This window comes from Microbacterium sp., from assembly GCF_017305435.1.
In the GTDB taxonomy this organism is placed as follows: Bacteria; Actinomycetota; Actinomycetes; order Actinomycetales; family Microbacteriaceae; genus Microbacterium.
In genome coordinates this window covers 499,324-510,853 of record NZ_JAFKIP010000004.1, presented here as the reverse complement: position 1 = coordinate 510,853, position 11,530 = coordinate 499,324, and the positions used below count along the sequence as shown (strand labels likewise).

Below are 11,530 nucleotides of genomic sequence, written 5' to 3'. Positions count from 1 at the left end.
GGGTCGTCAAGGCAGACTGGTTCTGGGTCATCGTGGGATCTCTTCTTTGCTTCTTGCCGGAAACAACTGGTCATCCCACGGTGGCCCCCCATCGTCTACAACGACGAGACCCCCGCGGGAAGTGACACCACGCTATGGGACTCACCCGGCGACGTGCTCCGAGCGCAGCATTTGCAACATAATTCCGCAGTAGCCAGCAGCTCCGGAGGGGAAGAGGCGGTGCTCGGGAGCGATGCCTCGTCATGATGACTATCTGTGCGTGCAGCGGTTTCCGCTAGCGCTTTGATTCGGCGTCGTAGCTCGCCTCCTCGATCACCGATTTACGGGCATAGCGGATGAGTCCGCGGCCGAGGTCGTGGAACGTGGGCCCGACGTTCTGGCCACGCCACCGCCGCAGCTCTGCCACGTCGCGGCCGAGGATGGCTGCCGCCTCGTGGGGGGTGAGCAGAACGGGTGCGGGGGAGTGCTCGTGCAGCATCAGTCGTTATCTCTCGTGAGTGTGTCGATCACCGTCACGAGCTCGGTTCCGGGGACCGTCACCGTGTTCGCGAGCCGGTACCCGTGCCGGCCGTAGTCGTGCAGCTGTTGGTCGCGTTCCCCGACCTTTTGCGACAACCGGTAGTGGTCCTCGTCGCCGCTGGGGAATGTGGTCTGGATCGTGGCGAAGCTCACTGTCGTGCTCATCGCTCACGCCACCCTCGACTTGACCAGCTCGTCGATCCGGTCAGGCCGGAAACCCGACCACGGATCGCCGGCGCCCTCGACCACCGGCGCCTGTAGGAAGCCCGACTCTTTGACGTGCTCCAGCGCCACCGGATCACCGGCGAGGTCGACCACCCGGTACGCGATACCGGCGGCATCGAGCGCCCGCAGCGTCGCCGTGCACTGCACACAGCCGGCCTTGGAGTACACGGTCAGCGGTTCATCGTTCATGGCACTTCTCCTCTCCAAACCTCATTGCCTTTCGGCAAAAGCCGAATTACAGCGTTGGGGGCGCGGAGGCAGGGGACCGTGGAATACCGGACCGAGCGCAGCGAGGGAGGATATGCCGCGAAAGCCCTTGCCGCAGCGAAACCGGCGCGTATCATCCACAGGCCGAAAGGCAACGAAGTTGCCCACGCAACGGACCGCGCGCTCATTCGGAGCACACCTATAGCTCGAAGCTCTGCAGAACGGCATTGCCGAGATCGACCCGGCTGCTACGGTCGCAGGCCCCGCCTCCGCGGGACGTTCGACCTACATCGATGGCCACGCGCGACCGCAAGATGGAGCAAAGGCCCGGCCACAGCGGTCGGCTAGGAGGGCGGTCGGCTCATGATGTATGGAAATGGCTTCGGGTGGGGCTGGATGTGGTTTGGCGGCGTCATGCTCCTGCTTATCTTGGCTGCACTCATCATCTTGATCGTCCGCGCCGGGACGGCAGTGTCGTCTGCGCGCGGGGGACAGACGCCGTCGGCCGCCAATACAGCGCGTCAGATAGCCGAAGAACGCCTTGCTCGCGGCGAGATCACTCCAGACGAATTTCGGCAGGTCGCGCGGGCGCTAGAGGAACGCACCTGAGGCGCATGCGACGGTTCGGCCATCGGTAGTCGCGAACACAGCCCGCGGAACCGCTGTTCACCTTTGTCTGCCGGATCGAAGGAGGGTTCGCCTAGGTGACCGATCTGCGGGATGCTGACCGGTCCCGTCCGTCGCCGCCGCCACCCGAGAGCACGACGGCCAAGTTCCACTTCTGCTCCGTCGGGTGGCGCCAAGGCCTGTGACGCGGATCCCCATCGATACGGTCCCACATCCGGACCCGGCTGGGTCGGAACGGTGAGCCGCGCTGTGCCAACCCCAGTGGGCGTCCACACGTCTTGCAGATCGAGGGCCGCGCCCGCTATCGCGGGTGCGGCATCGCACCTCTCCGACAAGAGGAGAGGCGGGTGCCCGGTGTCGGTGACGCTACGAGTGATGAGCGCGGGGGATGGCTACAAGTACCTCCTTCGCACGGTGGCCGCCGCTGATGGCGATCGGCCCCTCTCCACCCCGCTGACGCGCTACTACGCCGAAGCCGGCACTCCACCCGGACGGTGGCTCGGAAGCGGGTTGCAGGCGATTGCTGGTGGCCGGATCGAGGCGGGTTCTCGGGTGTCCGAGGCCCAGCTCGAGCTGCTCTTGGGTATGGGTCGAGACCCGGGTACGGGAGCGCCGCTCGGGCGCGCGTATCCGGATTACGCCGCATCCGCGGCAAGTCCAAGTCACCCGATCGATCTGACGGGCGAATCAGTCGCACCGACCCCCACGGTCGGCCGCCGCGCCGTGGCCGGCTACGACTTCACCTTCTCGCTGCCCAAGTCGGCCTCCGTCCTCTGGGCAATCGCCGACGCCGACACCCAAGCGACGATCGCCGCTGCCCATCACCATGCGATCGACGATGTGCTCGCCTTCATGGAGCGCGAACTTGCCACGACCCGTGCTGGCGAAGCAGGCCGCAACGGTGCCGTCGCTCAGGTGGAAGTCACAGGACTCGTCGCCGCGGCCTTCGATCACTTCGACTCCCGCGCCGACGATCCGCAGTTGCACACGCACGTCGTGGTGAGCAACAAGGTGCACACCCTGTTCGACGGCAAGTGGCGCTCGCTCGACGGACGACCGCTGCACGCGGCAACAGTGGCGCTCTCCGAGTTGCACAACGCCGTGTTCGGTGACCACCTAACGCGTGCGCTCTGCGTCGCGTGGGAGCGGCGCGAGCGCGAAGCCGATCGCAACCCCGTCTGGGCTATCGCAGCCGTTTCCGAGGAGCTCGTAGCCGAGTTCTCGTCGCGCTCGCGGCACATCGACATTGAGAAGGATCGGCTCATCGATGCGTACATCGCTGCGCATGGGCGCGCGCCGTCGAAGGTCACGGTCATCCGGCTACGCCAGCAGGCGACGCTGTCGACCCGCCCCGACAAGCAGCTCCGATCGCTCGCGGAACTCACGCACGAGTGGCGCATCCGCGCCAGTCGACTGCTCGCCCGCGACGCGACAACATGGGCTCAAGCCGTGATCCGTGATGTGGATGCCCCGACGCCGTTGCGCGCGGAAGACGTGTCGCGCAGCATCCTGAACCAACTCGCGGCGCGCGTAGTCGAGGCCGCAAGCGAGCGGCGGTCCACTTGGAGTCACTGGAACCTCTACGCCGAAGCGGCGCGGCAGACGATGGGATGGCGCTTCATCGCAACCGAAGACCGAGAGGCGATCGTGGGCATGATCACGGATGCCGCGGAGCAACGCTCCGTTCGGCTTACGCCGCCCGAACTTGCACTCTCGCCCGCCGAGTTCCGACGTGCGGATGGCACGAGCGTCTTCCGTCCGAGGAACTCCGAGCGCTACTCGTCGATCACGCTCCTGGATGCGGAGGAGCGACTGCTCGCCGCGTCGCAATCAATCGCCGGTCCGGTCGTTGGCGCCGCAACCCTCGAGCACGCCGAGCGAGCGCGCCGCAATCACGGGATCGTCCTCGGAGCGGACCAGCGCAACGCCCTGCATTCGATCGCAACCTCATCGCGCAAGCTCGATGTCTTGATCGGCCCGGCCGGTGCCGGCAAGACGACGGCGATGCATGCCCTGCGGCTCGCGTGGGAGCACGAGCACGGACGTGGCTCGGTCATCGGGCTCGCGCCTTCCGCTGCCGCCGCGCGCGAACTTGCCGACGACCTCGGTATCGCTACCGAGAACACGGCCAAGTGGTTGCACGACAATCGCCAAGGGCACGCGTCGATGCGCTCCGGCCAGCTCGTCATCATCGACGAAGCATCCCTCGCCGGAACGCTGACGCTCGATCGCATCTGCGCGGTCGCGATGCACGCGGACGCGAAGGTCCTCCTGGTGGGGGACTGGGCGCAATTGCAGTCGGTCGATGCAGGCGGCGCGTTCCGGATGCTGGTCGATGCACGGTCCGATGCCCCTGAGCTCGCAGACGTCCATCGCTTCCGGCACGCGTGGGAGAAGGACGCGTCCCTCGACCTCCGCAGCGGGCGACTGCAGGCCCTGGATGCGTACGGCGCGCACGACAGGATCGTCGGCGGCGATGCCGATGCAGTGTCCAACGCGGCCTACAGCGCGTGGCTACGAGACATGGCCTCCGGGATATCGTCGGTTCTCGTCGCCGACACGGGGGAAGCAGTCGGTGCACTCAACCGACGTGCGCGCGCCGAGCTGGTCCTCTCCGGTGTCGTGGACGCCAGCGCCGAAGCGCCGCTGCGCGATGACGCGGCAGCATCCGTCGGCGACATCGTCATCACCCGGAAGAACGACCGCCGGCTGCGATCGGGAGGCAATTGGGTGCGCAACGGTTCGCGGTGGCGGGTCGTCGCGGTTCGTCGCGACGGCTCTTTGCGTGTGCGGAACCTTGACCGCATCGGGGCTCGACCGCTCTGGCTGCCTGCCGAGTATGTGGCTGAGAATGTCGACCTCGGCTACGCGGTGACCGCCTTCCGGGCGCAGGGCATCACGACCGACACGGCGCACGCAGTCATCGAGCCTGGAACGACGCGCGAGAACCTGTACGTCGCGATGACGCGGGGAAGGGAATCGAACGCCGCCTACGTCGTCACATCCCGTCCCGACGACAATCACTCCGCGCGCCATCCCGGCAATCGCCCGGATGCGACAGCCCGCGACGTGCTCGTGGGCGTGCTCGGGCATGTGGGAGCCGAACTCTCGGCGCACGAGACGCTCGTCGCTGAGCAGGAGAGCTGGGGATCGATCGCGCAGCTTGCCGCCGAGTATGAGACGATCGCGTCGTCCGCGCAGCGGCAACGGTGGACGAAGCTCATCGACGCGTGTGGACTTCCAGCCGGAATGGCCGAGGCCGCGACCGCTTCGGACGCGTTCGGTGCACTGACTGCCGGCCTTCGACGCGCCGAAGCGCTCGGCCACAACGTCGACGCGTTGCTCCCGCGTATCGCTTCGGCGCGTGGATTCGAGGATGCTCAGGATGCCGCGGCCGTGCTCCACGAACGTCTTGAGCGAGTCCTCGCACAACCATCGAGCGGCAGCTCGCGGGGGAAGGGGCGTCGTCTGATCGCTGGGATCATTCCGGAGGCGATGGGGGAGATGGATGCCGAGATGCGGCGTGCCCTCGACGAGCGGGCGCACCTCATCGAGGAACGCGCCTCGGCGCTCGTCGATTCTGCGACGGCGTCGGGGGAGCGCTGGGTCGCTTCCCTCGGAAGCATCCCCGTCGATCCGGCGAGAGCGGGGGCTTGGCGGCACCAGGCGCGCATCGTCGCCGCGTACCATGACCGGTACGGCGTTTTCGAGGATGATGCGCTCGGTGCTCCCGCAACGTCGCCGAACCAGCGAATGGATGCCGCGGCCGCAGCCGTGGCGCGGGATCGGGCGATCTGGCTGTCACGGGCGGAGGCTCCTACACAGCCGCAGCGTGCACCTGCGCGCGCGCACTGTGTCCACAGCCTGTAGCGGATGGTCCTATCGACGTCGGAGGGGCGGGCGTAGCCTGAGCGCAACCGCAAGCCCACGCCTGAAGGAGAGGCCTGGCCGATGTTCCAACGGCTGATCGCCTTCGTGAGTCGCATCTACGTGTTCTTCCAGCGGACGATGCCGACGAACATCCTCATCCGCGCCACCCACGCCCGGCGTGGGTTGAAGTGGGCCGTGCCTGCGATGCTGCTCGCGGTCGTCTACATCGTGATCGCCGCCGCTCTCGCGCAGTGGGTTGCCGGCGGGGCGCCAGGATGGATCAATCTGCTCGTGCTGGTGTGCCTGTGGAACGCGCTCAAGTTCGTGGTCAACGGACCGATCACGGTCGTGCGGATGATGCGCGCGCGAGCGATCGAGCGGCGCCACCGCGACGCGAGTTCTGTGTCGAACAAAACGATTTCGGTCGGCTGAGATCCAAGCGCCAATGCGACGGCGTCAGCCTAGTGGCGCTCTCAGATGCGGTCACTCACTGCTGCTGTTGATGCGCCGGTCTTACGGGCGAAATACATGAACGCTTGGGATTGACAAATCCAACCGGGGCGACTCAGCGCGCGTGGGACTAACCCACCGTGGGGCAGAACCGTCGCTACGACCTCGTCGGGCGCGACATTGAACGCTCGGATCGCCAGCGCGAACGAATCGGCTCACCATATAGGCCTCTCGATCGACGAGGTGCGCGCCACGGGCCAGCGGCGAGATGCCCGAGAGCCCATCCCCGTGACGGCACGGCTCCAGCTCCAGGTCGCGCTTGTCGAGCCTCGCGAGGTGGACGCCGTGGTGATCGCGTGGACGGACACCGCAGTCCTTGTCCGATGGCGCACGCCGAACGGTCACGAGCAGCACGCGTGGATCTACGCCGGGGCGGTGCGCCGGCGCTGAGCTGACAGGTCGTGCTGCGGGTCGCGGCGGATCGATCGAACAGGGCGGACCACCTAATCCTTCACTGGCCACCGTTGCGGGCCCCCGGCGTATCTCGAGGGCTCATTCCACGCTCGTGTCGACCCCTCCTGGAAGGATGAGCACCGTGGACGTTGAAGCGCTGGCCGTTGCCAAGATCCAGGCCATGGTCGCGCGCTGCCCGCACCTGAAGCCGTTCATCGCGTCGAATGACAAGACCCCTTTCACCGACGGGCACATCGATGTGTATTCCGGGCTCGGTCAGAGGAAGGCTGACTGGCGGGGAAGGGTGTCGGTGCAGGTCAAGGGCCGGTCGCACGCCGGGAAGCAGCCCGCGCAGGCATCGTTCGGCATCTCGCGCATCGACTTGCTCGGGTTCCAGCGAGACTCAGGCGTCCTGTACTTCTACGTCGCCGTCGACAAGCGCGGCCGCTGCAAGCCGTACTACGCGCTCCTCTCGCCGTTTACGATCGAACACTTCTTAAATTCCGCGCCGGCCACGCAAGCGTCGATCTCGGTCGCGTTCAAACGGCTCCCCAACCAGCCCGTTGAGATCGAGCGAATCGTGGCCCTCGCACTGAAGACCCGGGATCAGCGAACGTCGGTGGGCTTCGACTCCGATGTCTTCGAGCGGATGAGAAGCCTCACTGTCCACTCGGCGATTGATCTGGATCTCCGCGCCCCGTTACGCCTCACGCCGGATGAGCTGGACTATGCGCTTGAACTCACGACCGAAGGCGGACTGACGCTGCCGCTCGGCGGCGAGCTGCACATCTACCCGCAGACGTACATGGAGCAGGTGACAGACATCGCGATTGGCGCCGGCGGGGTCACGTTTGAACGCGTCTCCACTCGCCGCATTGACGAAGAGACTGTTGAAGTGCGCCTCGGCCCAGCCGTGACACTCACGATGCGGGAGAACGGAACTCAGCGGATCTGGAACGTGGGGTACACCGCTCCAGGCAACTTCGTTGAGCGGCTCAAGGCCACCCGCTTCCTTATCGGGTTGATCGAGACGCAAGGCGTCGAGATTGACGGCGCTCCCAGCCCGCTCGGCGGCGCAACAGGTGACGTTGCCGGTCATCTAGACGAGCTCCGCGGCCACCTCTCTAGTCTCGGGGAGCTGGAAGAGTTGTTCGACCACCTTGGGGTAGACGGCGCGCTGATCGACCTTGACGAGGTCAGCGCCGAGGCGTTCACCTGGCTGAAGGCGCTGCACCGAGCGTTTGTCCGCGGAGAGGAGTTGCGAAACGACTCCGGCGACACCGCGCGGGGCCTTGTGCATTTTGGGCCCTGGGCAGTAATGCTCATGACAGTGCGAGGCAGCGAGCCAGACACCTGGCGCTACATCGACCCGTTCGGCCCAGCCGCACCTCATGTGTTCCGCTGGAGCGCTGAGGACGACGATGCTGCCAACGCCTTCCCCGTCACTGCCTATGACATCGTCGAGCAGGAGCACTTGCCGACGATTCTGAACCTCCGGCTCGATCGCATTCTGGACGCCTACGAACCCATCGCGGACAGCGACCGTACGATGGGCCTCGCCAATCAGCGCGTCCTTGCGCTCGTCCTCGCGGCAGACTCCAAAGAGGTGCGCAAGGAAGAGTTCCTTCGCGCCGCCAGTGCGCTCAACGAGTGGATCATCGAGCACGAGGGCGAAACGCCCGTCCACCTCATCAACAGGTGGCAGATTCTTCATCGGACCACGGGACTCTCTCCCGAGCAGCTGAACGCGATCCGTGACATGGAGCGGCGGGCTGGACGAGAGAATCCTGCGATGGCTGAAGAGATCGAGCTGTCATGCGCGATCTTGCTCGGCGACGCGGAGGATGTGGCGTACCTTCTCGGCGAGATCGCCGAGGACAAGCTCGCGACGATTCGGACGTGGCCAATCTGGAACCTCCGCCCTGCCGAGCCAGGAGCGCTTGAGGCGTAGTCGAGCCCGAGCATTGATCAGCGATCCGATATTTCCGGCCGGTGCGTCCAATCGAATTGGCGTCCGCCCAACGAAGCGTTGAGAAAATCCCTGGTCATGGTATAAATAGGGGAGACGCATCGCGGGTGTCTGAGCACAGCTCCCCGCCGCGCCCTTCCGCAATCCCAGCTCCCGATCGGCTGGTCGATACCCTGAAGGGCATGCGGACTTCGGATATCAACTAACCCGCCACGAAGCCGTGGGGAGACTGACACAGCGTATGGGGAACAGAGAGTGGTGGGGCACGACTGCGGTCGATCGTAGCCAGGCGGGGCTCTGCTGGTGACCGATCTGACCGACTACCAAGCGAAGTACTTCGCCCACGAGCTGCAGCGTAGCTACGCGAGCGATCACGTCGGCAAGCTCGCCGGCCTACTTTTTGACGCCCAGGTTGAGCCAAAACCGCACCAGATCGACGCGGCTCTCTTCGCGTTGCAGACGCCCTATCTGCCGGGCGTGATCCTCGCCGATGAGGTGGGCCTCGGGAAGACGATCGAGGCTGGCATCGTCATCTCTCAGTACTGGGCAGAGCGGCGCCGTTCGATCCTTATCGTCACGCCGTCGAGTCTCCGTCAGCAGTGGAAGCAGGAGCTCTTCGAAAAGTTCCTCATCCCCGCCAGCATTCTTGATCCGAAGTCCAAGGACGTACTGCTCCAGCGGGCCGGCACCGGCAAGGGCGAGGTACTGATCTGCTCGTACGAGTTCGCGCTGCGCAATGAGCAGTCTCTGCTCCACGCCTGGGATCTCGTGGTGGCGGACGAGGCGCACCGCCTTCGCAATCACTGGACGGGCAAGGGCAAGGTCGCCGAGGCCATGGCTCACGTGATCGGGGGCGCCCACAAGACCGTGCTCCTCACCGCGACGCCGCTGCAGAACAAGCTGGAGGAGCTCTACGGCCTCGTCTCCGTGTTCGACCCTGGCTACTTCTACTCGCTCGACGCCTTCCGCGAGCGCTACATCAAGAACCGCGACGACGCAGGCGATGACCTCGCCGAGCGGGTCGCGACGATCTCGAAGCGCACGCTCCGCCGGGACGCGGACAAGTACATCCACTTCACCAAGCGACTCCCGTTGACTGTCGAGTTCACGCCGAGCCCCGACGAAGTTCGCCTGTACGAGCTCGTCAACGACTACCTGCAGCGGGACGAACTCTTCGCGTTCACCGGCGCGCAGCGCCATCTGTCTGCGCTCATCATTCGTAAGCGCCTCGGTTCCTCGACCTACGCGGTTGCGAGCACCCTGGAGAACATCGCCAACCGCCTGGCCGCCGAGGTCGCGGCCGGTCAACGCCGCGACGCCCGTGGTGGCCTGATTGCGGCGGACTTCGATGGAGACGACCTCACGAGCGAGGAGCTCGAAGAAGCGGAGGAGATCGAGGCCGACAACCCGCCGGTCGGCGGAGCCCGTTCAGGCGCAGCGGACTCGCCGCTCATGGAAGCGATGAAAGCCGAAGTCGCCGAGCTCCGCGAGTACGCAGCGTTCGCGCGGTCGATCACGGTCAACCAGAAGGCCGCTGGGCTCGCCGAAGCGATCGACCTTGGCTTCGAACGCCTGCGGGCGCTCGGTGCTCCCGAGAAGGCGATCATCTTCACGGACTCCACGAAGACACAGGAGTACATCGCTCGTGCCCTCCAAGACGCGGGCAAGGGCGAGGGACTCGTGCTCTTCAACGGCTCCAACGACGGGCCGGAGCAGACCGCGATCTACCAGGCGTGGCTCAAGGCAAACCGTGACGGCGACCTGATCACCGGCATCCCGGCCGCTGATCGTCGCAAGGCTCTCGTCGACTACTTCCGCAACGACGGCACGATCATGATCGCGACGGAGGCAGCCGCGGAAGGCATCAACCTCCAGTTCTGCTCAATGGTGGTCAACTATGACCTCCCGTGGAACCCACAGCGCGTGGAGCAGCGGATTGGCCGTGCGCACCGATTCGGCCAGCAGTTCGACGTTGTCGTGGTGAACTTTTCGAACAAGGGCAACCTCGCAGAGCAGCGCATCCTCGAACTTCTCGCGAATAAGTTCCACCTCTTCTCCAGCGTGTTCGGCGCTAGCGACGAGGTGCTCGGCGCCATCGAGGACGGGCTCGACTTCGAGAAGACGATCAGCGACATCCTGACGCGCAGCCGCACGGATGCAGAGATCGATGCAGCGTTCAAGGATCTCGACGCCCGCTATGCCGTCGAGATCTCAACGGAAATGGCGAACGCCAAAGCCAAGGTCTTCGACAACCTTGACCCGCACGTCCAGGACCGGCTGAAGGCGTATGACGCGCAGTCGGGAGAGGTGCTCAACAAGTTCGAGCGGCTCCTGCTCGCGGTGACCCGGCATGAACTGAGCGAGCGCGCCACCTTTGAGGGTGACGGCCGCACTTTCGTGCTGCACGAGTCACCAGTCGTCGAGGCGCCGTCAGGCCGCTACTACTTCAAGAGCAAGCCGCTGGAGAACGCGCACCAGTACCGGTACGCAAGCCCGCTCGCTCAGCACGTCGTCGACACTTCAAAGAGCCGGGAGACGCCCCCGCGCGAGCTGACATTCAGCCTGAGCCAGTCGGAGCGGGCCAGCTCGGCCGTGAAGGGCCTCATCGGTCAGAGCGGCGAACTTGTCGTCGACATGGTGACCTTCACGATGAAGGCGCGAGACGAGGACGTCTCCGAGTCCTACATTCTCGCTGCGGGTATCAGCGATGACGGCCCCGTCCTCGACGATGAGTACGTGGCGGACATCCTCGACCTGGCGTGCGTCGCGGTCGGGCACGATCCTGCCCTCATCGACGAAGTCAAGATTGCGCCGCTCCTCGACTCGCGCAGAGGCGAGCTTGAGCGCGAAGTGCAGGGGCGGAACTCCCGCTACTACGACCAGCAAGAAGAGCTGATCTACCGGAACCAGCAGGACCGCAAAGCTGAGCACGAAGGCTCGATCCGCGAGTACCGCGCCAAGGAGAAGGAGGCTCGCCGGCTGGCCCGCCAAGCCGACGACCCGATGGAGCAGCTCCGGCACAAGAAGGACGCGCGCCGCTGGGAGCAGCGCGCCGAAGACGCCGACGAGCAGTTCCGAGAGACGCGGCGAAAGCTTCGCGATGAAGCCGACAAGTACCTCGACCTCATCGAGCAGTCCCTACGAGGCACACAATCCACAGAACACTTGTTCTCCATCCGCTGGCGCATAGAGCCGTAGCCCGCGCCCGAG

Annotated in this window: 8 protein-coding genes; 5 read left to right on the top strand and 3 right to left on the bottom strand. The window is 65.4% G+C overall.

The annotated features are described in order from the left end of the window. Window positions 1-274: 274 nt before the first annotated feature. The 3 genes from J0I43_RS08500 to nrdH are packed head-to-tail and all read right to left on the bottom strand — an operon-like array spanning window position 275 to window position 933. The gene (locus tag J0I43_RS08500) at window positions 275-478 is read right to left on the bottom strand and encodes a DNA-binding protein (protein WP_292861920.1); all 204 of its coding nucleotides are present in this window, start codon (window positions 476-478) and stop codon (window positions 275-277) included. Next, a complete protein-coding gene (locus J0I43_RS08495) occupies window positions 478-684 on the bottom strand; it encodes a hypothetical protein (RefSeq protein WP_292861918.1) in 207 nt (68 codons plus the stop codon). The genes J0I43_RS08500 and J0I43_RS08495 overlap by 1 nt, the downstream gene beginning before the upstream one ends. 3 nt (window positions 685-687) lie before the next feature. After that, complete coding sequence (gene nrdH, locus J0I43_RS08490; RefSeq protein WP_292861916.1) at window positions 688-933, bottom strand: glutaredoxin-like protein NrdH; 246 nt, start codon at window positions 931-933, stop codon at window positions 688-690. 1,020 nt (window positions 934-1,953) lie between these two features. Between nrdH and mobF the strand changes: the two genes are divergently transcribed. The 5 genes from mobF (at window position 1,954) to J0I43_RS08465 (ending at window position 11,518) form a co-directional block, all read left to right on the top strand. Then, window positions 1,954-5,448: a MobF family relaxase gene (gene mobF / locus J0I43_RS08485; protein ID WP_292861914.1), complete on the top strand. Its 3,495-nt coding sequence runs from the start codon at window positions 1,954-1,956 to the stop codon at window positions 5,446-5,448. A 138-nt stretch (window positions 5,449-5,586) separates the two neighbouring features. Beyond that, on the top strand, window positions 5,587-5,880 hold the full coding sequence (locus J0I43_RS08480) for a sulfate permease (protein ID WP_292861911.1): 294 nt from the start codon (window positions 5,587-5,589) through the stop codon (window positions 5,878-5,880). A 306-nt stretch (window positions 5,881-6,186) separates the two neighbouring features. Then, entirely contained in the window at window positions 6,187-6,348 is a 162-nt protein-coding gene (locus tag J0I43_RS08475) for a hypothetical protein (protein ID WP_292861908.1), read from the top strand. A gap of 145 nt (window positions 6,349-6,493) precedes the next feature. Next, window positions 6,494-8,302 (top strand): hypothetical protein, encoded by a 1,809-nt coding sequence (locus tag J0I43_RS08470; protein WP_292861905.1) that lies wholly within the window; start codon window positions 6,494-6,496, stop codon window positions 8,300-8,302. A gap of 318 nt (window positions 8,303-8,620) precedes the next feature. Beyond that, window positions 8,621-11,518 (top strand): SNF2-related protein, encoded by a 2,898-nt coding sequence (locus J0I43_RS08465; protein ID WP_292861989.1) that lies wholly within the window; start codon window positions 8,621-8,623, stop codon window positions 11,516-11,518. The last annotated feature ends 12 nt before the right edge of the window (window positions 11,519-11,530 follow it).